The 21,505-nt window shown below is 66.5% G+C and carries 24 protein-coding genes; 9 read left to right on the top strand and 15 right to left on the bottom strand.

Features of this window, described 5'->3' with window-relative positions:
• Positions 1-108: 108 nt before the first annotated feature.
• The gene (locus tag B6S44_RS06455) at positions 109-2,046 is read left to right on the top strand and encodes an OmpA family protein (protein WP_129155925.1); all 1,938 of its coding nucleotides are present in this window, start codon (positions 109-111) and stop codon (positions 2,044-2,046) included.
• A 10-nt stretch (positions 2,047-2,056) separates the two neighbouring features.
• Positions 2,057-3,043, top strand: coding sequence for a hypothetical protein (locus B6S44_RS06450; RefSeq protein ID WP_129155924.1), 987 nt, complete (start codon positions 2,057-2,059; stop codon positions 3,041-3,043).
• A 31-nt stretch (positions 3,044-3,074) separates the two neighbouring features.
• On the opposite strand, the gene B6S44_RS06445 is transcribed toward B6S44_RS06450, so the two are convergent.
• From B6S44_RS06445 to B6S44_RS06430, 4 genes are read right to left on the bottom strand one after another with little or no spacing between them, the layout of a single operon-like run.
• On the bottom strand, positions 3,075-4,208 hold the full coding sequence (locus B6S44_RS06445) for an iron-containing alcohol dehydrogenase (RefSeq protein WP_129155923.1): 1,134 nt from the start codon (positions 4,206-4,208) through the stop codon (positions 3,075-3,077).
• A 19-nt stretch (positions 4,209-4,227) separates the two neighbouring features.
• A complete protein-coding gene (locus B6S44_RS06440) occupies positions 4,228-4,737 on the bottom strand; it encodes a hypothetical protein (RefSeq protein ID WP_129155922.1) in 510 nt (169 codons plus the stop codon).
• Positions 4,727-5,278, bottom strand: coding sequence for a hypothetical protein (locus tag B6S44_RS06435; protein WP_129155921.1), 552 nt, complete (start codon positions 5,276-5,278; stop codon positions 4,727-4,729). The genes B6S44_RS06440 and B6S44_RS06435 overlap by 11 nt, the downstream gene beginning before the upstream one ends.
• Positions 5,279-5,291: 13 nt before the next feature.
• On the bottom strand, positions 5,292-6,200 hold the full coding sequence (locus B6S44_RS06430) for a DMT family transporter (protein ID WP_129155920.1): 909 nt from the start codon (positions 6,198-6,200) through the stop codon (positions 5,292-5,294).
• A 145-nt stretch (positions 6,201-6,345) separates the two neighbouring features.
• Here B6S44_RS06430 and B6S44_RS06425 point away from each other — a divergent pair, with 145 nt between their 5' ends.
• The 4 genes from B6S44_RS06425 (at position 6,346) to B6S44_RS06410 (ending at position 8,901) form a co-directional block, all read left to right on the top strand.
• Positions 6,346-6,654: an ArsR/SmtB family transcription factor gene (locus B6S44_RS06425; protein WP_129155919.1), complete on the top strand. Its 309-nt coding sequence runs from the start codon at positions 6,346-6,348 to the stop codon at positions 6,652-6,654.
• A gap of 11 nt (positions 6,655-6,665) precedes the next feature.
• Complete coding sequence (locus B6S44_RS06420) at positions 6,666-7,208, top strand: SRPBCC family protein (RefSeq protein ID WP_129155918.1); 543 nt, start codon at positions 6,666-6,668, stop codon at positions 7,206-7,208.
• 115 nt (positions 7,209-7,323) lie between these two features.
• On the top strand, positions 7,324-8,280 hold the full coding sequence (gene msrP, locus B6S44_RS06415; protein WP_129155917.1) for a protein-methionine-sulfoxide reductase catalytic subunit MsrP: 957 nt from the start codon (positions 7,324-7,326) through the stop codon (positions 8,278-8,280).
• 57 nt (positions 8,281-8,337) lie between these two features.
• The gene (locus B6S44_RS06410) at positions 8,338-8,901 is read left to right on the top strand and encodes a methylated-DNA--[protein]-cysteine S-methyltransferase (RefSeq protein WP_129155916.1); all 564 of its coding nucleotides are present in this window, start codon (positions 8,338-8,340) and stop codon (positions 8,899-8,901) included.
• A 12-nt stretch (positions 8,902-8,913) separates the two neighbouring features.
• On the opposite strand, the gene B6S44_RS06405 is transcribed toward B6S44_RS06410, so the two are convergent.
• A complete protein-coding gene (locus tag B6S44_RS06405; protein ID WP_129155915.1) occupies positions 8,914-9,801 on the bottom strand; it encodes an alpha/beta fold hydrolase in 888 nt (295 codons plus the stop codon).
• 115 nt (positions 9,802-9,916) lie between these two features.
• Positions 9,917-11,956: a lytic transglycosylase domain-containing protein gene (locus tag B6S44_RS06400; protein ID WP_164985740.1), complete on the bottom strand. Its 2,040-nt coding sequence runs from the start codon at positions 11,954-11,956 to the stop codon at positions 9,917-9,919.
• A gap of 278 nt (positions 11,957-12,234) precedes the next feature.
• On the opposite strand from B6S44_RS06400, the gene dapA reads away from it, so the two are divergent.
• Entirely contained in the window at positions 12,235-13,128 is an 894-nt protein-coding gene (dapA, locus tag B6S44_RS06395; RefSeq protein ID WP_129155913.1) for a 4-hydroxy-tetrahydrodipicolinate synthase, read from the top strand.
• Between the two features lie 41 nt (positions 13,129-13,169).
• The gene (smpB, locus tag B6S44_RS06390) at positions 13,170-13,643 is read left to right on the top strand and encodes an SsrA-binding protein SmpB (RefSeq protein ID WP_110492638.1); all 474 of its coding nucleotides are present in this window, start codon (positions 13,170-13,172) and stop codon (positions 13,641-13,643) included.
• A gap of 15 nt (positions 13,644-13,658) precedes the next feature.
• Here smpB and B6S44_RS06385 read toward each other — a convergent pair whose 3' ends face one another.
• The 7 genes from B6S44_RS06385 to B6S44_RS06355 all read right to left on the bottom strand — a co-directional run bounded on the left by B6S44_RS06385 (position 13,659) and on the right by B6S44_RS06355 (position 19,402).
• Positions 13,659-14,045, bottom strand: coding sequence for a nuclear transport factor 2 family protein (locus tag B6S44_RS06385; RefSeq protein ID WP_129155912.1), 387 nt, complete (start codon positions 14,043-14,045; stop codon positions 13,659-13,661).
• Between the two features lie 65 nt (positions 14,046-14,110).
• Positions 14,111-14,839: a superoxide dismutase gene (locus B6S44_RS06380; RefSeq protein ID WP_129155911.1), complete on the bottom strand. Its 729-nt coding sequence runs from the start codon at positions 14,837-14,839 to the stop codon at positions 14,111-14,113.
• Between the two features lie 119 nt (positions 14,840-14,958).
• Entirely contained in the window at positions 14,959-15,573 is a 615-nt protein-coding gene (locus B6S44_RS06375) for a LabA-like NYN domain-containing protein (RefSeq protein ID WP_129155910.1), read from the bottom strand.
• 191 nt (positions 15,574-15,764) lie between these two features.
• Positions 15,765-16,676 (bottom strand): GTPase Era, encoded by a 912-nt coding sequence (era, locus tag B6S44_RS06370; protein WP_129155909.1) that lies wholly within the window; start codon positions 16,674-16,676, stop codon positions 15,765-15,767.
• Positions 16,669-17,400: a ribonuclease III gene (gene rnc, locus B6S44_RS06365; protein WP_248309471.1), complete on the bottom strand. Its 732-nt coding sequence runs from the start codon at positions 17,398-17,400 to the stop codon at positions 16,669-16,671. Before rnc ends, era begins: the two co-directional genes overlap by 8 nt.
• Complete coding sequence (gene lepB, locus B6S44_RS06360) at positions 17,397-18,161, bottom strand: signal peptidase I (protein WP_129155907.1); 765 nt, start codon at positions 18,159-18,161, stop codon at positions 17,397-17,399. The genes rnc and lepB overlap by 4 nt, the downstream gene beginning before the upstream one ends.
• A gap of 128 nt (positions 18,162-18,289) precedes the next feature.
• Positions 18,290-19,402: a mechanosensitive ion channel family protein gene (locus B6S44_RS06355; RefSeq protein ID WP_129155906.1), complete on the bottom strand. Its 1,113-nt coding sequence runs from the start codon at positions 19,400-19,402 to the stop codon at positions 18,290-18,292.
• 181 nt (positions 19,403-19,583) lie between these two features.
• Between B6S44_RS06355 and aqpZ the strand changes: the two genes are divergently transcribed.
• Complete coding sequence (aqpZ, locus tag B6S44_RS06350; protein WP_129155905.1) at positions 19,584-20,315, top strand: aquaporin Z; 732 nt, start codon at positions 19,584-19,586, stop codon at positions 20,313-20,315.
• A gap of 16 nt (positions 20,316-20,331) precedes the next feature.
• Here the strand turns inward: aqpZ and acpS are convergent, their stop codons facing one another.
• Together acpS and B6S44_RS06340 are read right to left on the bottom strand one after the other, a co-directional pair.
• Entirely contained in the window at positions 20,332-20,736 is a 405-nt protein-coding gene (acpS, locus tag B6S44_RS06345) for a holo-ACP synthase (RefSeq protein ID WP_129155904.1), read from the bottom strand.
• Positions 20,737-20,745: 9 nt separating this feature from the next.
• On the bottom strand, positions 20,746-21,498 hold the full coding sequence (locus B6S44_RS06340) for a pyridoxine 5'-phosphate synthase (protein WP_129155903.1): 753 nt from the start codon (positions 21,496-21,498) through the stop codon (positions 20,746-20,748).
• Positions 21,499-21,505 lie beyond the last annotated feature (7 nt).

Genomic DNA, 21,505 nt, shown 5'->3' with positions numbered 1-21,505 from the left:
GAGGCGGCCTCTTGCTTGACTTGGGGCCGTGATGGGGCGTGATTGCAAGGGGCCGCGGGCGTCCGGATTCGGCGCGAGCGATCCTTGGGACGAGGCGGGAATTTCGGCATGGCGCGAAACGCCGGTTGGCTCTGGGGGCTTGTTCCACTGGCCTTGCTCTGGGCGTCAGCCAACGTCCTGAACACCGAAACCGTGCGCCGGGACATCGAAGCCAGGGCGCTTGCAGCAAACGCGGTGGCGGGGGCCGCCTCTGGCGCACGTGGCGTTTTGGTTCGGGTCAGCGGCCGGGACGTCTATCTCGACGGCGAGGCGGTCACGGCCGACGGCGCCAGCAAGGCGCTGGCTCAGCTGCAATCGGAATTCGGTGTCCGGCGCGTGCTCGGTGGGCTCACGCAGGTCATCGCGCAAAAGCCCTATAGCTGGTCGGCGACACGGCAGGCCAATCTCGTGACACTGTCCGGCTTCGTGCCGGACGAGGCGATTGCCACGGCGAGCGTGTCTGCGGCCCGGGCGCTTGGCCCTGAGCTGCGGGTCGATGACCAGCAGAAGGTCGCTTTCGGTGCGCCGCCCGGCTTCGCCGAACTCGCCGGCAGCCTGATGCGCGATCTCGGACAACTCTCCGCAGGCAAGGTCGCGCTGGACGATACGCGCTATTGTGTCGAGGGCACCGCCGCGACACCGCAGAATTTCCTGGCACTGCGAGAGAGTGCTTCCACCGCCGCTCAGAAGGGCTTCACCCGCGTCGACTGCGCGCTCAGCCCACCGACAATGGCCCCCTATCGCTGGAGCGCCGAGAAGAGCGCGTCCGGCTCGGTCACGGTCGCGGGGTACTATCCATCCGATCCGGCACGCCGCGAGATTGCGGCACTGCTCGCTCGCGCTTTCCAGACCGTCGGCGCGGTGACCGATCGCATGCTGCCGGCCGCCGGAGAGCCGGCGGCTTTCGCCACCAAGGTGACGCGCGCCGTCGCCGATCTCGCCCGCCTGCGCAGCGGCAAGGTCGAGATCGAAGGCGGCGCCTACCGCATCTCGGGGCAGGGGCCTGAGAATTACGAGGCCTGCGAGGCCCTGAAGCTGAATATCGCGCAGGGCGACGGTCCCGATTCGGTCGCGCTCGCCAGCATCGTCTGCCCGTTGGTCCCATCGCCGGCGCCGACGCCTGCCCCGGTGCCGCCCGCCGGCTCGGGCGCCCTGCGGCAACCGACGCCGGTCGAGCCCGCTCCCGGCGCACCGAGCTCGGCCGCCGTGACCGAGCCGCCGGTTTTGCCGCAGCCGGCGCCGCCCGTTGCGGCGGGCTACGGTTTCACGGCCTCGATCGACAAATCCGGGGGCTATCTCAACGGCCACCTGCCCGATGCCGCGGCCAAGGACGCGATCGCGGCGCTGATCGAGGCGTCGCCGCTGCGTGGGCGCGTCAATGACGAGACCGAGATCCGGCCGGCGGCGCCGACCGGCTTCGGTGTCGCGGCGCGCGGGGTGGTGCAGGATCTGCTGCGGCTCGATCTCGGTTCGGCCAGCGTGGTCGATCGGGAGGTCAATGTTCGCGGGCTGACCTGCCGCGCGCTGGTCCGCGACGAGGTAGAGACCGATCTTGCGAGCGGCTTGCCGCAGGGCTTTTCCGGCAAGGCCGAGATCAGCATGCGCCAGACCGGCTGCGTCATCGACCCGGCAAGCACCTGCCAGAACGAGCTCGATGCGCTGACGCAGCGCTACTACGTCATCTTTGCCCTGGGGACTGGGGTCACGACTCTCGATCCCGTAACCGAGCGGGCCATGACCGAGGCCGCCGCCATCCTGAAACAGTGCCCGAGCACGCGCGTGACCATCGAAGGGCACAGCAATTTCGATGGCGAGCGCAGCGGCTTCAACAACCTCGATTTGTCGAACCGGCGGGCGCAGCGTGTCCGCGAAGAGCTGATCCGCCGCGGTGTCGCCGCGGCGCAGCTCGAGGTCAAGGGCTACGGGACCGATCGGCCGCTGGTTGCCCCGACCGACCCGGAGGCGCGGATCAAGAACCGCCGCGTCCAGTTCACCGTGGCGAAATAGGAGGGCGGCGATGCTCTATCTCGCAACCCAGTTCGCTTGGTTCCTCTTCGCCGCCTTCGCGGTCGGCCTCGTCTTCGGCTGGCTCAGCGGGAGAGGCGGCCCGCGCGGCCCTGTTGCCGGCCTTGCGATCCTCTGGGCCGCATTGGCGGCGCTGGTCTGGTTCCGGCTGGTCAACGACCAGGCGGCGTTCTGGATCGAGACCGCGTTGCTCTATCTGCTCGCTTATGCCGCCGGCTGTCTGATCGGCAGCCTGTTCGCCAGCGAAGGCGAGGCGCTTCCGGCGCTCGCCGCGCCTGCGCCACGCCTTGCTCTGCCCCAGCCAGCCCCGGCACTTCCGGCGCCGTCCAAGCAGGTAGTTACCGCCAGCGCGCACGAGACTGAGCCCGCTCCGATGCCCAAGGTCGAGGGCGAGCATGCGCTCGCCGGCAAGCGCCCGGCCGGTCTGCCTGCGGCCCGCGGCGCTGCCGATAACCTCAAGCTGATCAAGGGCATAGGTCCGCAGAACGAGGGGCGCCTGCAGGTGCTCGGAATCTGGCATTTCAGTCAGATTGCCGCCTGGACGCCGCAGAACGTCGAATGGGTCGGCGCCTATCTCGCCTTCCCTGGGCGCATCGAGCGCGAGGAATGGGTGAAGCAGGCGGCGGCCTTGGCGGGACCGGCGGCTGACGTGCCAGCTCCGGTTTCCACCGCGGTGCTCGAAAGCAAACGGCCGGCCAACCTCCTGCCGGCGGCTCGTGGCGGCAAGCCGGATGATCTCGGCCTGATCGACGGCGTCGGACCGGCAATCGCCGAGAAGCTGAACGGTCTCGGAATCTGGCATTTCGACCAGATCGCGGCTCTCGGCCCGGAGGAACTGCGCTTCCTCGCCAGCCACACCGACATCGCGGAGCATGCAATTGCGGAACGATGGCAGGCCGAGGCGAAGATTCTTGCTGCCGGCGGCCAGACCGAGCATTCGCGCGCCGCAAAGGGCAAGCGTGGCAAGCGGAAGCGTTGAACGACCGGCTGCGCTGGGTATCGCCCGGCGCTTACCCGAACGAAGCCTCGAGCATCGCCAGATACTCCGCCGCGCTCGCCGGCCGCGCATTGGTCGCGCTCGAATGGTCCTGCGTCGCCGCTTCCGAGATGGCAGGCAGGACCTCGCGCGGCAGGCCCATCTGCGCGAGTGTCCCCGGCAGGCCGAGGCGTTGCGTCAACCCGGCGACCCAGCCGGCGAGATCGGCATCGGCGGGCAAGCCGAGCACCCGGCGGATTTCGGCGTATTTCGCGGCGGCAGCTGATTCGTTGAAGCGCAGCACTGCCGGCAGCAGCACGGCATTGAGCGTGCCATGATGCAGCGAGACCTGTTTCAGGCCCCCGAGCGGATGCGAGAGGGCGTGGACGGCACCGAGACCCTTCTGGAACGTCAGGCCGCCCTGCAGGGCGGCCATCAGCATCTCCTTGCGGGCCTCGCGGTCGGAGCCATCGGCGGTGGCGCGCTCGATATGGCCGGCAGCGCGCTTCAGTCCGTCGAGCGCGATCGCTTCGGCCGGCGGGTTCTCGCGTGGGCTGAGATAGGTCTCGATGCAGTGGGTGAGGGCGTCCATGCCGGTGGCGGCGGTCAGCCCTGCCGGGAGGCCGAGCGTCAGCTCGGGATCGCAGATGGCGAGCTTGGGGATCAGGTAGGGCGAGATGAAGCCGAGTTTGCGGCCGTCCTTCAACGTGATCAGCGCGGCGCGGCCGACCTCGCTGCCGGTGCCGGCGGTGGTTGGAACGGCGATCACCGGTGCAACCTTGCTCGTAACCTTCGGAATACCGCCAAGGATCGCGGCATAGGTCTCTAGCGGCCCGTCATGGCTGGCGAGCAGGGCGACGCCCTTGGCTAGGTCGATCGGCGAGCCGCCGCCGATGGCGACGAGCCCGTCGCAGCCATGCTCGCGATAGAGCGCGACCGCGGCCTCGACGGCTTCCTCAGTCGGGTTGGTGGGTGTGTCGACGAAGAGTGGGGCATTGCCGAGCACAGGCGAGGCGGCACGCAGCCGATCGATCAGGTCGGTAGCCGCCAGGCCGCGATCGGCGACGATCAAGGGGCGCGTGATCTTCAGATCGGTCAGGCCGGGTGCGATGGCCTTGAGTTCGCCGAAGCCGAACTGGATCGTCGTCAGATAGGAAATCGTCGCCATGGTCCTCCCCTGCGCCCGTTCAGCTCTCGGACCGGGCAGGAGTCTTTTCGCCCGTCCGCGCCACCGGCGCCAGCCCCAGAGCCCCGACCCCGACGCAGAACAGCCCGACGAGCATCGCGATGAATGCATTGCGGCGCCGGGTCCCGGCCGAGCGGATATAGGAGAGGAGCACGCGGCCATCGAGCGAGGCCTCGTAGATCTGGCGCGAGAGCGGGTCGATCAGGAAGCGTACTGTGCCGCGCTTCAGATCCTCGATCTCCGGGATCAGAAGCTTGCGAACCGGCGAGACCTCCGCACTATCGTTGCCAGGCAAGGCGACCTTGAGGCGCTGGGTGAAGTAGTTGTCGGGGTTCCTGCCGCTGCCCTCGACGAGGACGCGGCGGACCGGCAGCGGCGCCTCGATCTCAACGGTAACGAGGCTGTCGCGGCCGACCGGGAGAGCGCCATAGCCCAAGGCGAGGAAGACCAGGCCGATGACGGCAACACCTGTCCACCAGAGCGGTCCGGTTTCCGCATTCTCAGCCGCCATGGGCTTCGCCGGCGCCCTGCCGCTCGCGCCAGTAGCGCGACGCCAGTGGCTTGAGGTGCCAGGCGACGCTGCCGAGCAGGGCAAAGCCGAACAGCATCGAGCGATAGGCGGCGCTGGTCAGCGTCTCGGCGGTGGCGTCATAGGCAAGGAAGGTCTTGCCGCGCGAGGTCGCCTCGTAGACCAGCTGCCGACCCGGATCGACGAGGAAGCGGACCTGCTGGCCGGAGTCGAGCCGGTCGATGCCGTCGACCCAGAGGCCGCGGGCCGGCCGGTAGTAGCGCTGGCGGTAGATCTGCTGGTTGTCGCCGAGCGCGACCAGCGGAATGTCCTGGGTCCGGTAGGTGCTGGAACCGCGTCCCGAGCTGACGCGCATCAGAGGTGCGCTGTAATTGATGGGGCCGACATGGTCGGCGACCAGGAGATCGCCGCGCGCCAGCGGCAGGGTGCGCAAGCCGGCGATGAGCAGCCAGAGGCCGAGGACGAGGGAGATCGCAGCGCCGAGCCAACTCCAGAAATCAGGCGGTTTCGCAGCCTCGGCCATCGCACCCCCAATGTCAGTTCTGCTCGACGGTAACACGCTCCTTGGCGTTCTCAGAGGCCGAGTTGCCCGCGCGCCGCTCGAGCACGAGCAAAGCGAGGCCGGCAGCGATGATCAGGGCGGAGCCGAACAGCATGGCGGGCTTGGGCCAATCGCCGAAGACGAACCAGCCGAAGATCAGCGCCCAGATGATCAGCGTGTACTGATAGGGCACGACGACCGAGGCTTCGGCCAGCTTGAGCGAGCGGGTGACGCAGAGATGCGCCACCATGGCGAGGATGCCAAGCAGGCCGAGCAGGCCGATATCGGCCAGGCTCGGTGTCACCCAGCCGAAGGGCAGGAGCAGCAGGCCCATCACCAGCGCGCCGAAGGTCTGCCAGAAGACCAGTGTCACGTCGGGCGTGCCGCGCAGTTGCCGGCCGATGATCATCATCGCGGCGAAGGAGAAGCTGCCGATCAGCGCGATGATCGCCGGCAGGGACAGGCTCTCACTCGACGGGTTGAGCGCGATCGCGACGCCGATAAAGCCGGCGACCACGGCGAGCCAGCGCCCAGCATCGACACGCTCGCCGAGCAGCAGCGCCGCAAGCACCACCGCCCAGACCGGTGCCGCCAGCCAGAGCGTCATCGTGTCGGCGAGCGGCAGATACGACACCGCCCAGTAGAACAGCGCGACCTCGCAGGAGCCGAGCGTAACACGCAGCAGCTGCAGGCCCGGCCGCTCGGGCCGCAGCGTACGACGGAGACCCTGCTTCACCACGAAGGGGATGATCGCCAAGAGAGCGACGCCAGAGCGCAGGAGCAGGATCTGGCCGACCGTATAGGTCGCGACCAGCCATTTCCCCATCACGTCGTTGATCGAGAACAGCAGGATGCCGAGCAGCATCATCAGGATGCCGGCGAGGGTGGCGTTTCGGGAGGGCATGATCTGACGAATGAGGCGGGAAGGGCGATCCTCATGACCCGTCGTGCGCGCAAGGGCAAGCCCGGTACACGCAAGGGGGAGGGCATGCGTCTGTGGCTCTTAATTTTCGTGTTGACTTAATTAAGTAAATGACTAAATGAAATGCATGGATCGCTTCACTGCCCTTGCCGACCCGACCCGCCGCCGCATCGTCGAGATGCTGGGCCAGCGCGCCATGGCGGCGGGCGAGATCACTGCCCAGTTCGGCATGAGCGCGCCGGCGATCTCGCAGCATCTGAAGGTGCTGAAGGAGGCGGGGCTGGTGAGCGTCGAGGTCAGTGGCCAGCGGCGCATCTACCGGCTCGATCCGGAAGGCCTCGATGCCTTCGAGGCCTGGGTCAAGCAGGTCCGCAGCTTCTGGAATGGCGGGCTCGACCGCCTGGAACGAGAGCTCGCAAAATCTGACGACGAGTAAGGAGAGCAGTCATGAACGAGTATGGTGTGGTTCTGGAGAGCGGCGCTATCCGCTTCGAACGCCTTTTGCCCGGCCCAGTCGAGCGAGTCTGGTCCTATCTCACCGAGTCCGACAAACGCGGCACCTGGCTGGCTTCGGGCCAACTCGAGCCACGCGTCGGCGGCACGGTCGATCTCCTGTTCAAGCATTCGGAGATCACCAGCGAGCGGCCGCCGGAGCGCTATCGCGAGATGAACGACAATGGCTGGCCCTCCAAGGGAACCGTGACGCGCTACGAGCCGATGACCGCGCTGGCGATGACCTGGCCGGGCGAGGGCGGCGCCAGCTCGGAGGTGACCTTCGAACTCACGCCCAAAGGCGACAAGGTCAAGCTGGTGCTGACGCATCGCAAGCTCGCCGACAAGGCGGAGATGACCGACGTCTCCGGCGGCTGGCACGCCCATCTCGGCATTCTGGAAGACAAGCTCGCCGGCGATCCGCCGCGTGGCTTCTGGTCGAGGATCGCAGGGCTGGAGGCGGACTACGCCAAGCGCTTCGCCGATCTGCCGGCTTGAATGGCCGGGCCGCTGTGATTTCCAAGCGAGGGGGAGAGCTGCTCTCCCCCTCGTGACTTGGTGGGCAGGTACCAAATCGACTAATCATACTCTGTTGCAACGGAGTATGTCCGTCATGCTGATCAAGCGCCGCGCCGGCTGGGAAATTCCCGAGAGCCAGGCGACATCCGAGGCCGTCTTCCTGAACAGGCGGCAATGGCTCGCCGGCGGTGCCGGTCTGATCGCCGGGGCCGCCTTGCCGCAGGGCGCCATGGCGCAGGGCGCCGACCCGACGCTCGACCTCTACCCGGCCAAGCGCAATGCGGCCTACACGCTCGACCGCCCGGTGACCGACGAGGAACTGGCGGCGAACTACAATAATTTCTACGAGTTCGGCACCTCGAAGGAGGTGGCCGCCGCGTCCAAGCGCCTGCAGACGCGGCCGTGGACGATCACGATCGACGGTCTCGTCGAGAAGCCGTTCGAGATCGGCATCGACGACCTGATCCGCAAGGTCACGCTGGAGGAGCGGCTCTATCGCTTCCGCTGTGTCGAGGCCTGGTCGATGGCGGTGCCGTGGACGGGGTTCACGCTGAAGAGTCTGGTCGCGCTGGCCAAGCCCTTGTCAGGGGCGAAATATATCCAGATGCAGACCTTCCTGAATCCGAAGATGGCGCCGGGGCAGTCGCAGCGCTGGTATCCCTGGCCCTATACGGAAGGGCTGACCATCGCCGAGGCGACCAACGAGATGGCGCTGATGGTGACCGGCATCTACGGCAAGCCGATCCCCACCCAGCACGGCGCCCCGCTGCGATTGATCACGCCGTGGAAATACGGCTTCAAATCGGTGAAATCGATCAGCAAGATCAGCTTCGTCGCCGAGCGGCCGAAGACCTTCTGGGAGGGGTTGCAGGCTTCCGAATATGGCTTCTGGGCCAATGTGAACCCGGAAGTCTCGCATCCGCGCTGGAGCCAGGCGAGCGAGCAGGTGCTGGGCTCGCGCGACCGCAAGCCGACGCTGCTGTTCAACGGATATGCCGAGCAGGTGGCGGATCTCTACAAGGGCTTGGAGAAGGAACGGCTCTGGGCCTGACCACCTGCTGGCAGAAAGCGGGTGCCGCGCAGGCGGCATCTGCGCTAGCTTCGACCCATGCAGAACATCTGTCTCTTTGCGACCGCGATCGGCTCCTGCGCTCTGGTCTGGCAGGGCGAGCGCATCATCGCGGCGCAATTGCCCGAGCGCGACGAGGATGCGGCGCGGCGGCGCCTGGCGAAGCGCTTTCCCGAGGCGGTCAAGGCCGAGCCTCCGCCTTTCGTGCGGCAGGCGATCGATGACGTCGTCGCCTTGTTGGCAGGCGAGCAGCGTGATCTCGCGCATCTGCCGATCGATCTCTCGGCGACGCCTGAGTTCAACCGGCGCGTCTACGCCGTCGCTTTGGCGATTCCGCCTGGCGAGACGCTGACCTATGGCGAGGTCGCGGCGCGGATCGGTGAGCCCGGCGCAGCGCGGGCCGTCGGCGTGGCGCTTGGCCAGAACCCGATCCCGATCATCGTGCCCTGCCATCGCGTGCTCGCCGCCGGCGGCAAGACCGGCGGCTTCTCGGCCGATGGCGGCGTCGAGACAAAGCTGAAGATCCTGACGATCGAGAAGGCGCGCACCAGCGCCGAGCCGTCGCTGTTCGACGCCCTGCCGCTTCAGGCAAGGCAGCGTTAGGAGGCCAGATCGTTAGGCTGCCTGCTTCTCAGCCTTCGCGATCAACCGGCCGATCCGGCGGACCATGTCCTTGCTGCCGAGCAGGGGAGCATGGCCCTGGCCCGGCGCGGTGAAGGTCTCGCAGCGCGGATGGCGCTGCCCCATCTCCGCCAGCGTCTTCTCGGCCAGGAGGTCGGAATTCTCGCCGCGGATCGCCAGCACCGGGACATGGTTGAGCGCGGCGAAATAGGGCCAGAGCTCGGGCAGCGGCGCTTCCAGGTCGAGCTCTTCCAGCGTCTTCAGCAGGCGTGGATCGTAGTCCGGCAAGAGCGCGCCGTTGCGTTCGGTCCAGGTCCGGCGCGCCATGATCTCCCATTCGGCCTCGCCGAAGAGCGGGAATTGCTGGTCCGAGAGCCGCTTCAGGATCTCGGCCCCCTCGGCGAAGCTGCGCGGCGTCGGCAGCTTGCCGACATAGCCGCGAATGCGCAGCAGCCCGCGCGCGTCGATCACCGGCCCGACATCGTTGAGGACGACGCCGCGGATCGCCGCAGGTCGTGCTGCCCCCAGCGCCATGGTCAGGAGCCCGCCGCGCGAGGTGCCGACGAAGACGGCTTCCTCGACGCCGGTTGCCGCAAGCATCTGCATGAGATCGTCGAGCTCGATACGGATATCGTAGTCGTGCCAGTCCCTGGCGTAATCGGAGCGGCCGCGGCCGCGATAGTCGAGCGCCAGGACCCGCCGCGGCCCGTCCTCCGAAAGTGCCAGGGCGAGTTCGTGGAAGTCGGCAGAGGTTCGCGCCAGACCGGCCAGGCAGACGATCGGCAGCAGGGAAGCGGCTTGCGGCCCGTATTCACGCACATGCAGCTTCAGCCCGTCGCGGGCGCTGATGAACAGGGAGCGGAAACCGGTATCGGAATTCATGCGGGACTCGGGGGGAAAGCGGGCACGGCGCACCTAACCATGGCCGTGCCGGGGGCGAAAGCCGGGGCCGGGCCGTTGGGCTTCTGAGGGCGTTGATCACGAATGTGGCCGGCGCTCAGTCGCGCTTGCCGCCCCGCTTCAGATCGTAGTCGATCATGTAGGCGGTGCGCTGGTTGAGGCGCTGGCGGTAGACCTGCAGGTTCTCCATCACCCGCTGCACATAATTGCGCGTCTCGGTGAACGAGATGCGCTCAACCCAGTCGACGGCATCGACCTCGGGCGAGCGCGGGTCGCCATAGGCCGTGATCCACTTCTTCACATTGCCCGAGCCGGCATTGTAGGCGGCGAAAGTCAGGATATAGGAGCCGCGCCAGTCGCCGAGCAGGTCGTTGAGATGGGCGGCGCCCATCTTCGCCGAATAGAGCGGGTCCTTGGTCAGCCGGTCGAGCTCGAAGGGAAACTGAGCCCGCCGCGCCGTCTCGCGCGCCGTCGCCGGCATCATCTGCATCAGCCCGAGCGCACCCGCATGCGAGACCGCGGCCGGGTCGAAGGCGCTTTCCTGCCGGGCGATGGCATGGACGATGGCGCGCTCCATCGGATCGCCCACCGATGGGAAATCCGGCACGCCGAAGGTCGGAAAAGCAGCCTCGTCGAGTGGGAAACCACGCTGCAGCGCGATCTTGCCGATGGTGAGCAGGGTCTTGGCGTCGCCACGCTGGCGGGCGATGTCGGCGATTGCTTCCAGCGCAGCGGTATCGTGCAGGCGCTGCGACAGGTCGATCAGCAACTGGCCGGCGAGATCGGGCGCCTCGATCGCATAGAGCAGCTTGGCCGCCTTGAAGCCGGGCAGATGCGCCAGCGGCGCCGCGATGGTGCGCCGGACTGGCAGTTCGGTGAGGCCGAGCCGGGCGCGAGCGAGCTGGCCGTAATAGGCGATCGGGTGCTCGGCAGCGCGGGCATAAAAGGCCTTCGCCTCGTCGGTCTTGCCGAGCGCGTCGGCGGCGCGACCCTGCCAATAGGTGGCGCGGGCCACCGAGATCGGCGTCTCCGCGACCTTGGCCGCCTCTGCGAAATGCTTTGCCGCCCGCTCGGCGTCCTTCTCGAAGCGCAGGGCGATCCAGCCGGCATGCCATTCGGCGTCGATGCGCTCGGCGGTGTCTTCGGCGCCGTGGCCGGAGGCGACCGCATAGGCACCCTTGGCATCACCGTCGTCGAGCAGCTTGCGGGCGATCAGCCGGCGCTCTTCCCACCAGCCATCGCCGTCGCCGAGCAAAGCGGGATCGCGCGGCACCTCGGCGATCGCCTTGGCCGCATCGGCCGGTTTGCCGGAGCGGCGCGCCTGCTGCGCCTGCAGGAAGGCGAAGGAGATGTCCTTCTTCAGGGCCGCCGGCACGGCGTCGATCTGCTTCTGCGCGATCGGGCCTTTCGCCTTGGCGCTGGCGAGCCGGACCTTGGCCAGGGCGACATAGTCCTGCGAGACGCGGGCGGCATTGCGCAGCGCCTCTTCGCTCTTCGCGGCGAAGAGATAGCGCTCGGTGCGTAGCCGATGGTCGGCGCTGGTGAGCTTGTCGCCGAAATTGTCGAGCACGATCTTCTCGAGCCCGGCGCCGAGATGGTCTTTGAGCCAGGTCCGGCGTGCGAGCGCCAGCGCCTCGTCCTTCTTACCCTCGGCGGCGAGGGCGCGGGCGAGCGCGATGCGCCCGGCCGGGCTGATCGGCTCGCGGCCGTGGAAGAAGGCGCGCACCGTGTCCGGGCTGCGCCGGTCGGTGACCAGCGCCGCCTCGGCGCGTCGGCGGAACGGCGTCGTGCCGGGATAGTTCGGGAAGGCGTCGAGAAATTCGGCGATGCGCTCGAAGCTCACAACATTGGACAGGCTGCGCAGCGCCACCCATTCCAGCATGCCGCGCACCGCCTTGTCGTCGATGCGCCGGGCGATGGCATCGCCCTCCTCGAGCTTGCCGGCGCGATAGGCCGCGACCACTTTCTTCAGCGGCTCGAGGTCGATGCGCTCCTCCGGCCGGGCGATCGCGGCCGGCGGCATGGGCGACGCAGGCGGCTCGGTCTGCGGCGCGAGCGAGGCCGTCACGCCGACATCGACGCTCGCATGTCCGGTATCGTCGCTTGTATTGACGCGCGCCAGGCGCTCGATCTGCAATGGATGCGAGCCATCAGGGCCCGCGGAGCAGGGTCCGGCAGTCACCAGAATGAGCGTCAGGCCGGCTCCAAAGAACCGTCGGCCCGGCGATATCGCCATATGAGGCATCCCCCAAGCAAGCCGGATCGTAGCAGTAGACCATGCTCCCGCAGGGAGCTTTAGGAAGTCCTAACCATGCCGCCACGATTTTTGATGGGTTGCCGGCTTTGCGGACTGCAGCTGAAAGGCTATGTCTGTCGCCCGTTTCACGCCGAACTTTGTCGTTTTCAGGACCGTCCATGACCAAGCATGCGCCCCTCACCGGTTCGATGCCCGCGCTGGTGACGCCATTCAAGGGCGGAAAGATCGACGAAGCGACGCTGCGCGCTTTGGTCGACTGGCAGATTGAGAGCGGCTCGTCGGCGCTGGTCCCGGTCGGCACCACCGGCGAGAGCCCGACGCTCAGCCATGAGGAGCACGGCCAGGTCACCGAGATCGTCCTCGACCAGGCCAAGGGCAGGGTGCCGGTCATCGCCGGCGCCGGCTCGAACAACACCACCGAGGCGATCTCGCTGGCAAAGCACGCCGAGAAGGCGGGTGCCCAGGCCGTGCTCGTGGTCACGCCCTATTACAACAAGCCGACCCAGGAGGGCATGTACCAGCACTTCAAGGCGGTGAACGATGCGATCGGCATCCCGATCATCATCTACAACATCCCGCCGCGCTCGGTGGTCGACATGTCGGTCGAGACCATGGCGCGGCTCTATGAGCTGAAGAACATCGCCGGGGTGAAGGACGCCACCGCCAACCTCGCCCGCGTCTCGCAGCAGCGTCATGTGCTGGGTCCGGACTTCATCCAGCTCTCGGGAGAGGACATGACGGCGCTCGCCTATATGGCCGCCGGCGGCCATGGCTGCATCTCGGTCGTCGCCAATGTCGCGCCGAAGCTCTGCGCCGATCTGATGGCCTGCGCGCTCAAGGGCGACTATGCCGGCGCCCTGAAGATCCAGGACCGGCTGGTGCCGCTGCACGACGCCATCTTCAAGGAGCCGGGCCTCGCCGGCGCCAAGCACGGCTTGAAGCGCCTGGGCCGGATCGAGGAAGAAGTTCGCCTGCCGCTGATGCCGGTGACGCCGGCGACCGGGAACGTCATCCGCAGCGCCATGGTTCACGCCGGCCTGTTGAATGCTTAAGTGAGGTAGTCGGCAATGCCGACGACTACCGGAGTGTTTCGATGAGCAAGCCAGATCCCGAGCGCTACAAGCTTGCGGCCGACAACCGCAAGGCGCGCTACAACTATGCCATCACCGAGACACTCGAAGCCGGCATCGCCCTGCAGGGCACCGAGATCAAGTCGCTGCGCGGCGGCAGGGCGACGATCGGCGAGAGCTATGCCGGGCCGATGGGCACCGAGCTTTTCCTGTTCAACGCCCATATCCCGGAATATCTCGAAGCCAACCGCTTCAACCATGATGTCCGCCGGCCGCGGAAGCTCCTGTTGCATCGCCGCCAGATCGACAAGCTGATGGGCGCGATCCAGCGCGAGGGCTACACCGTCATCCCGCTCAAGGTCTATTTCAACGACAAGGGCCGGGCGAAGGTCGAGCTTGGCCTCGGCAAGGGCAAGAAGCTGCACGACAAGCGCGAGACCGAGAAAGCCCGCGATTGGAACCGCGACAAGGCGCGGATCCTGAAGACCGGCGGATAAGCGTCAGAAGCGAGCCTATTTGGTAAGCTCATTGAGCTCGACGAAACTTCCGTCCGGCGCCGGATGCGGCAGCGACCAGCCGAAGTAGACCTCAACCTCGACGATCTTGCCGCCTCGGATCGTCAGGATCTCGGTATTGCGGAATCCCTTGCCGCCAATGCTTTCGCCCTCATAGGTGACGAAGACCGTCTCGCCGATCGGTATGAGGTGCTTGAGCGTGCAGGAACGGATGCGCTCGCTGTTCGGCCAGCAGCGCTCGAAATAGGTCTCGCGATCGAGCCGATTGTCGAGCGGGCTGCTGAAATGAAAATCCTCGGCGATGAGGGCATCGAGCGCGGCTCGATCCTTGTCGACATAGGCCTGGTAGCAGGCGCGCGCTAAATCGCTCGCATCATCCGGCATGAACTGCCTCGTTTCCCCGTCACGTCACGACCGTAACGGGGAAAGCCGAGGCAAGTTCCGTAGGGTCACCCCATAGCCTTCTTGAAGTTCTCGTTCGCCTTGTCCCAGTTCACCGTCTTCCACCAGGCGGCGAGGTATTCCGGCCGGCGGTTCTGGTATTTGAGATAATAGGCATGCTCCCAGACATCGATGCCGAGCACTGCCTTGGCGCCGAGCTCGAGCGGTGTGTCCTGGTTGGCCGTCGAGACGATGGCGAGCTTCTTGTCCTTGTCCACGACGAGCCAGGCCCAGCCCGAGCCGAAGCGCGTCGCACCGGCCTGGTTGACCTTCTGCACCAGCTCGAGCATCGAGCCGAAAGCGCCGTCGATCGCGCTCTTCAGCTCGGCGCCGGGCTGCTGCGCCCCGCCGGGCGTCATCAGCTCCCAGAAGAAGCTGTGGTTCCAGTGGCCGCCGACATTGTTGCGGACCGCGGTCCGGACATTGTCCGGGGCGGCGCTGAGATCGGCGAGCACCGTCTCGATCGGCGTGGTGCGCAAGGCCTCCCATTGGCCGGCCGCGGCGTTGGCGCCGTTCACATAGGCCTGATGGTGCAGCGAGTGGTGGATGCGCATGGTCTGCGCATCGATGACCGGCTCCAGCGCCTCATAGGCGTAAGCCAGCTTCGGCAAGGTGAAGACCGGCGGCGGCGGAGCGGCGGCTGGCGCCGGCGCGGTCTGTGCCAGCACCAGCGCCGGACGGGCGATGATGAGGGCGGAGCCGGCGACAAGGCCGGTGAGAAAACTGCGGCGTTCCAAGGCATGCCCTCCAGGTGTCGTTGCGGAAACAGAGCTTGCGCGAGCCGCGGTCGCGGTCAAGTGTCCTTCGCACCGCGCCGCCTGTTCCTCATCGACAACGCAGGAGGGTGGGGGAGAGTTCAGCCTTCCGGCGGCTCGTCGCCCTGCCGGATGCCATAACGGCGCTCCAGCCCCGGATTGCCGGCAGCAGGCGCGCGCGCCGCCCGCTCGGCCGGGTCGCGTCCGACCTTCTGCATCAGGCTGGCGAGCTCGACGAACTCGTCGCATTGCCGGCGCAGATCGTCGGCGACCATGGGGGGACTGGTGTTGATGGTGGAGACCACCGAGACCTTGACGCCCTTGCGCTGCACCGCCTCGACCAGCGGTCGGAAGTCGCCATCACCCGAGAACAGGTAGATGTGGTCGAGATGGGGGGCGAGCTCGAGCATTTCGATGGCGAGCTCGATATCCATATTTCCCTTGACGCGGCGGCGGCCGGTCGCGTCGGTGAATTCCTTGGCCGCCTTGGTGATGACCCGGTAGCCGTTGTAGTCGAGCCAGTCGACCAGCGGCCTGATCGAGGTATATTCCTCGCTTTCGATCAGCGTCGTGAAGTAGAAGGCGCGGATCAGATTGCCGCGTCCCTGGAATTCCTTGAGCAAACGACGGTAATCCATGTCGAAGCCGAGTTGCTTCGACGTCGCATAGAGATTAGCTCCGTCGATGAAGAGCGCGATGCGCGGTTCACCTGCCATGTAATGGCTCCTGGCTTAAATCGAGTCGATCAATAAGAATCGGCACGGATCAAGGTTGAATAATGTCGGGTTGGCGCTCCAAATCGAGCGGCCCTTCGGCGTTTATGTGGTGAATGCGGCGTACCGCGCAAGATTGCGAGCGAATTTTGCCAGCTAAGCGTGCGCAAACTCCAGTGTTCAGCTTTAAGTGTTCAGCCTTTCGGAAACTCCAATCCCATTTCGCGATAGCGCTCCGGGTCGTCGCTCCAGTTCTCGCGGACCTTGACGAACAGGAACAGGTGCACCTTCGCCTCGGCCGCTTCGGCGATCTCGACGCGCGCCTTCTGGCCGATCGCCTTGATCGTCTGCCCGCCTTCGCCGAGCACGATCTTCCGCTGGCCCTCGCGCTCGACATAGATGGTCTGCTCGATCCGGACCGAGCCGTCCGGGCGCTGCTGCCAGCTCTCGGTCTCGACCGTCGAGCGATAGGGCAGCTCATCATGCAGCCGCTCGAAGATCTTCTCGCGGGTGATCTCGGCGGCGAGGAAGCGCAGCGGCGCATCCGAGATCTGATCCTCCGGATAAAGCCACGGGCCGGGCTTCAGCCGCGTCTCCAGCCAGGTGAGGATGTCCTTGACGCCATAACCGGTCAGCGCCGCGACCATGAAGGTCGCCTCGAATTTGGATTGCTCGTTCACGGCCGTGGTAATGGCGAGCAGCTTCTCCTTCGGGATCGTGTCGATCTTGTTGAGAATCAGGAATTTCGGCTGCTTCAGCTGGACGAGCTTCTCCAGCAGCGCAGTATTCTCCTCATGGTCGAAGCGCCCGACATCGATCAGCACGCCGATCAGGTCTGCATCGGTCGCCCCGCCCCAGGCGCTCGTCACCATGGCGCGGTCAAGCCGGCGCTTGGGTGCGAAGATGCCGGGCGTGTCGACGAAGATGACCTGCGTCGGCCCTGTGAGCGCGATACCGCGCACCTGGGTGCGTGTCGTCTGCACCTTGCGCGAGACGATCGAGACCTTGGCGCCGACGAGCTGGTTGAGCAGCGTCGACTTGCCGGCATTGGGCGCGCCGATCAGCGCGACGAAACCGCAGCGGGTCGCCTTATCAGGCTCAGCCATGCTCGCCCTCCATCGTCTCGTTCCACAGGCCCTGCCGGCGCAGGAAGGCTTCGGCGGCGGCCTGCTCCGCCAACCGCTTCGAGCGCCCCTCGGCTTCCGCCTCGGCCAATGCGCCGATCCGCACGATGATGCGGAAGATCGGCGCGTGGTCCGGGCCGGAGCGGCCGCGCTCGGCATAGGTCGGGGTCGGATGCCCCTGGCCCTGCGCCCATTCCTGCAGCGCAGTCTTGGCGTCGCGCAAGGGCGTCACGGGCTTCAGCAGCCGCTCGCCGAACCCCGCCTCGACCAGCTTGCGGGCGGCATCATAGCCGCCATCGATGAAGACCGCACCGATGATCGCTTCGCAGGCATCGGCCAGGATCGCCTTGTTCTTGCGAGCGCCCGAGAGTATCTCGCCCTCACCGAGCCGCAAGTGCGGGCCGACGTCCCAGGCCGCCGCAACCTCGGCGCAGGTCTCCTTGCGCACGAGGTCGGCGAGGCGGCGCGACATGTCGCCTTCCTCGGCCTGCGGATAGGTGGTGAACAGCATGTCGGCGACCGAGAGGCCCAGCACCCGGTCACCGAGGAATTCGAGCCGCTGATAGCTCGCGATCCGGCGCGTGTCGGCGCTCATATGGGTGAGCGCCGTCTCCAGCAGGCTTCGGTCGCGGAAGCGGTGGCCGAGCCTGTCCTCGAGCCGCGAGAGCTCGGGCAGCTTGCGGCCGCTGTCGGTCGTCTTGCTCACTTGATCGTCGAGAACATGCGGTTCCAGCGCACCGTCCAGGGCCATTCCCAGATGCGCCAGGCCGACGCGCCCTCGTCGATCGAGAAGAAGATGATCTCGGCGCGGCCGACAAAGTTCTCGAACGGCACGTAGCCGACGCTGCGGTCGCGCGAATCGAGCGAGTTGTCGCGATTGTCACCCATCATGAAGAAATGGCCGTCGGGCACGCGGAACACCGGGGTGTTGTCGAAGGTGCCGGTGTCGCCCTCGCGCTCGATGATCTGGTGGCTGACGCCGTTCGGCAGCGTCTCGCGATACTGAATCGCGGTCGTGGCGCGGCCCCATGCGTCGTTGGTGACGAAATCGGCGATGCGCTCGCGCTTCACCGGCTGGTTGTTGATGTGCAGGATGCCGTCGATCATCTGGATGCGGTCGCCCGGCAGGCCGATGACGCGCTTGATGTAGTCGGTCGAATTGTCGCTCGGCAGCTTGAACACGGCGATGTCGCCACGCTTCGGCTCGGCCGCCCAGACCCGGCCCTGGAACAGCGGCGGGCTGAACGGCATCGAGTGCTTCGAATAGCCATAGGTGTATTTCGAGACGAACAGGTAGTCGCCGATGAGCAGCGTCGGGATCAGCGAGCCCGAGGGGATGTTGAAGGGCTGGAACAGCAGGGTCCGGATCACCAGGGCGATCAGCAGGGCCTGGACGACGACCTTGATCGTCTCGAGGATGCCGCCTTCGTCCTTGGTCTTGCTCTTGATCTCGGCGTCGTTGGCCACACGGGCCTCCTGCTGGCTACGTTTCGAGAGCGCGGTCTAGAGCATGTTCCGTCAAAGTGGAAACCACTTTTGCAAGGCCGGTACGTGCCGCCGCAGCGACGCGGCAACAAATATGATGGCTCACCGGGTCATTGCACCGCCGTCACCGCCGCAGTTCCGCCGTGCGCCGGCTGCAATTGCTCAGCTCTGATCCGGGGCAGGGCATGCGGATATTCGCGCTGCAGGAAGGCGACGATCTGCTCGCGCATCTCGCAGCGCAGGTCGAAGACGCGCGGCGAGGTGCCGGCACTGACGAGGATGCGCACCTCCATGGTCGACTGCTTGAAATCGGTGACCTGGACGTTGACGACGCGCCTGTCCCAGAGCCGCGACGCTGCTGCGATCTCCTCGACCTTGCGGCGCACCGCCTCGATCGGCGTCGTATAATCGAGATAGATCATCACCGTGCCGATCAGCGCGGCATCGTCGCGGGTCCAGTTCTGGAACGGCTTTTCGATGAAGTAGGACAAAGGCAGGATCATCCGGCGCCAGTCCCAGAGCCGGATCACGACATAGGTCGAAGTGATCTCCTCGACATTGCCCCATTCGCCCTCGATCAGCACGGCGTCGTCGATCCGGATCGGCTGGGTCACCGCGAGTTGGATGCCGGCGAAGACGTTCTTCAGCAAGGGCTGGAGGGCGAGACCGACGACGAGACCGGCCGCGCCTGCCGAAGCGAGCAGACTGACGCCGTATTGCCTGACCCCGTCGAAGGTCATCAGCATCGCCGCGACGGCGACGACGACGACCATGATCTCGGCGATCCGGCGCAGGATCTTCGTCTGCGTGACGTGCTTGCGCGCCAGGAGATTGTCTTCGGCATCGAGCTTGAAGCGGCGCAGATAGACCGTCGTCCAGATGTGCAGCGCGGTCTTGGCGATCCAGGCGACGAGCGCGACGAAGCAGATCAGCAGCACATGCCGGATCAGCGTCGCCTGCGTCTGCGATAGCGGCGCGATCGAGGCGGCGAAGGACAGCGCCAGCGTGATCACCGTGAAACGCGCCGGGCCGAAGGTGCGTGAGACCAGCGAGCGCCAGAACAGGTCCCAATTCGCCACGATCCGGGTCATGATCTCATAGGCGATCCGGTGGATCGTCAGGGCCAAGGCGAAGGCTATTGCGAACAGGACGAGGCTGATGCTCCAGGCCGGGAGCCAGGAGAGCCGGGCTTCCATGCCCCGCATGATCTCATCGAATGCCATCTGATCTCCCGCATGACCGGTCGCTCATGCTGCAACGCGGCAAGGCCGCAAAGGATGCAGCACACGTCAAGCGGGTGATCGTTCGCCCTGGATTGCACGGTGGGCAGTCGATTTCCGGCGATTGACGCTAGGTCTGCCGGGGATCACAGTTTCGTGACCCGCAACCTTGGGGCGAATCGCCATGAGCACGAAGAAATATGCCGCGGAAGCTATTGGTACCTTCTGGTTGACCTTCGCCGGCTGCGGCAGCGCCGTCATCGCTGCCGGTTTTCCGCAGGTCGGCATCGGCCTGCTCGGCGTCTCGCTCGCCTTCGGCCTGACCGTCGTCACCATGGCCTATGCGATCGGCCACATCTCCGGTTGCCATCTCAATCCTGCAGTGACCGTCGGCCTGGCGGCAGGCGGGCGGTTCCCGGCTAGTCAGGTCGTCCCGTACATCGTCGCGCAGGTCGTCGGCGCGATCATCGGCGCCACCGTGCTCTATTTCATCGCGGTCGGAGCGCCCGGCTTCGATCTCGCCAAGGGCTTCGCTTCCAACGGCTTCGGCGAGCATTCACCCGGAAAGTACGGGCTGGCCTCGGCCTTCCTGACCGAAGTGGTGATGACGATGATGTTCCTGTTCATCATCATGGGCGCGACCCATGGCAAGGCGCCGGCCGGCTTCGCCCCGCTCGCGATCGGCCTTGGGCTCTGCCTGATCCACCTCGTCAGCATCCCGGTGACCAACACCTCGGTCAATCCGGCGCGCTCGACCGGGCCGGCTCTGTTCGTCGGCGGCTGGGCGATCCAGCAGCTCTGGCTGTTCTGGCTGGCGCCGATCATCGGCGGTGCGCTCGGCGGCGTCGTTTATCGCTGGCTGAGCGAGGAGCCGAGGGGCGAGGTCACCGGCGTCACGCCGGCCCCGGCCGAGTAAATCTTGCTAACCGAGGTCAGGCCCGAACCGGCCTGGCCTCGATCACCACGAAGGCCTGCGCCAGTGGCGGGTCGTCGGTCAGCGAGACATGCACGACCGCCTCATGCCCGGGCGGGGTCATCTCCGCCAGTCGCGCCGCAGCGCCGCCGGTGAGCCGCATGGTCGGCCGCCCGCTCGGCAGATTGATCACCTCCATGTCGCGCCAGAACACGCCTGACCTGATGCCGGTCCCGAGCGCCTTCGAGCAGGCCTCCTTGGCGGCGAAGCGGCGGGCGTAAGAAGCGGCGCGCGTCGCCCGGCGATCGGATTTCGCCTGCTCGCCAGCTGTGAAGATACGCTGGGTGAAGCGCTCGCCGAAGCGAGCGAGCGAATTCTCGATGCGGCGGATGTCGCAGAGATCGGAACCGATGCCGAGGATCATGCCAGCGATTTAGCTCGCGGCGCGTCCTTCGTCCATTGCCCGCCGCATCACGGCGATCGCGGTCTCGAAGCCGACGAAGATCGCCTCTCCGACCAGGAAATGGCCGATATTGAACTCGACGAAGTCGGGAACACCGGCGAGCTTGCGCGCGGTGTCGTAGTCGAGCCCGTGACCGGCATGGACCTCCAGCCCAAGCGAGGCGGCGAATGCCGCGCCATTGGCGAGCCGCTCGAACTCGGCCTGCGCCTTGTCGGCATGGCCATCGGCGACAGCATGGCACCAGGTGCCGGTATGAAGCTCGACCACCGGCGCGCCAAGCTTCGCCGCCATCGCGATCGGCGCCTCGTCGGCCTCGATGAACAGCGAGACGCGGCAGCCGGCAGCTTTGAGCTGCGCGATCGGCGCGGCCAATGCGTCCGCCTGGCCGACCACGTCGAGCCCGCCCTCGGTGGTACGCTCCTCACGCTTCTCGGGCACGAGGCAGGCTGCGTGCGGCTTGAATCTCTCGGCAAGGCCGATCATCTCCGCCGTCGCCGCCATCTCGAAATTCAGCGGCTTGGAGAGTTCGCTCGCGAGCCTTTGTATGTCGGCGTCGCGGATATGGCGCCGGTCTTCGCGCAGATGGGCGGTGATTCCGTCGGCGCCGGCAGCCACCGCGAGAAGGGCGGCGCGCACCGGGTCGGGCAGGGCGCCACCGCGTGCATTCCGCACGGTCGCGACATGGTCGATGTTCACGCCCAGGCGCAAGCGGTTCTTGGTCATCGTCGCC

It is taken from the genome of Allobosea sp. Tri-44, assembly GCF_004123845.1.
Taxonomy (GTDB): Bacteria; Pseudomonadota; Alphaproteobacteria; order Rhizobiales; family Beijerinckiaceae; genus Allobosea.
The sequence above is the reverse complement of the archived record's forward strand: the minus strand, read 5'-3'. Positions and strand labels throughout refer to the sequence as shown.

Excerpts from the sequence above, each read along its gene's own strand:
- B6S44_RS06455 (WP_129155925.1), top strand. The coding sequence starts at position 109 with ATGGCGCGAAACGCCGGTTGGCTCTGGGGGCTTGTTCCACTGGCCTTG.
- B6S44_RS06450 (WP_129155924.1), top strand. The coding sequence starts at position 2,057 with ATGCTCTATCTCGCAACCCAGTTCGCTTGGTTCCTCTTCGCCGCCTTC.
- B6S44_RS06445 (WP_129155923.1), bottom strand. The coding sequence starts at position 4,208 with ATGGCGACGATTTCCTATCTGACGACGATCCAGTTCGGCTTCGGCGAA.
- B6S44_RS06440 (WP_129155922.1), bottom strand. The coding sequence starts at position 4,737 with ATGGCGGCTGAGAATGCGGAAACCGGACCGCTCTGGTGGACAGGTGTT.
- B6S44_RS06435 (WP_129155921.1), bottom strand. The coding sequence starts at position 5,278 with ATGGCCGAGGCTGCGAAACCGCCTGATTTCTGGAGTTGGCTCGGCGCT.
- B6S44_RS06430 (WP_129155920.1), bottom strand. The coding sequence starts at position 6,200 with ATGCCCTCCCGAAACGCCACCCTCGCCGGCATCCTGATGATGCTGCTC.
- B6S44_RS06425 (WP_129155919.1), top strand. The coding sequence starts at position 6,346 with ATGGATCGCTTCACTGCCCTTGCCGACCCGACCCGCCGCCGCATCGTC.
- B6S44_RS06420 (WP_129155918.1), top strand. The coding sequence starts at position 6,666 with ATGAACGAGTATGGTGTGGTTCTGGAGAGCGGCGCTATCCGCTTCGAA.
- msrP (WP_129155917.1), top strand. The coding sequence starts at position 7,324 with ATGCTGATCAAGCGCCGCGCCGGCTGGGAAATTCCCGAGAGCCAGGCG.
- B6S44_RS06410 (WP_129155916.1), top strand. The coding sequence starts at position 8,338 with ATGCAGAACATCTGTCTCTTTGCGACCGCGATCGGCTCCTGCGCTCTG.
- B6S44_RS06405 (WP_129155915.1), bottom strand. The coding sequence starts at position 9,801 with ATGAATTCCGATACCGGTTTCCGCTCCCTGTTCATCAGCGCCCGCGAC.
- dapA (WP_129155913.1), top strand. The coding sequence starts at position 12,235 with ATGACCAAGCATGCGCCCCTCACCGGTTCGATGCCCGCGCTGGTGACG.
- smpB (WP_110492638.1), top strand. The coding sequence starts at position 13,170 with ATGAGCAAGCCAGATCCCGAGCGCTACAAGCTTGCGGCCGACAACCGC.
- B6S44_RS06385 (WP_129155912.1), bottom strand. The coding sequence starts at position 14,045 with ATGCCGGATGATGCGAGCGATTTAGCGCGCGCCTGCTACCAGGCCTAT.
- B6S44_RS06375 (WP_129155910.1), bottom strand. The coding sequence starts at position 15,573 with ATGGCAGGTGAACCGCGCATCGCGCTCTTCATCGACGGAGCTAATCTC.
- era (WP_129155909.1), bottom strand. The coding sequence starts at position 16,676 with ATGGCTGAGCCTGATAAGGCGACCCGCTGCGGTTTCGTCGCGCTGATC.
- B6S44_RS06355 (WP_129155906.1), bottom strand. The coding sequence starts at position 19,402 with ATGGCATTCGATGAGATCATGCGGGGCATGGAAGCCCGGCTCTCCTGG.
- aqpZ (WP_129155905.1), top strand. The coding sequence starts at position 19,584 with ATGAGCACGAAGAAATATGCCGCGGAAGCTATTGGTACCTTCTGGTTG.
- acpS (WP_129155904.1), bottom strand. The coding sequence starts at position 20,736 with ATGATCCTCGGCATCGGTTCCGATCTCTGCGACATCCGCCGCATCGAG.
- B6S44_RS06340 (WP_129155903.1), bottom strand. The coding sequence starts at position 21,498 with ATGACCAAGAACCGCTTGCGCCTGGGCGTGAACATCGACCATGTCGCG.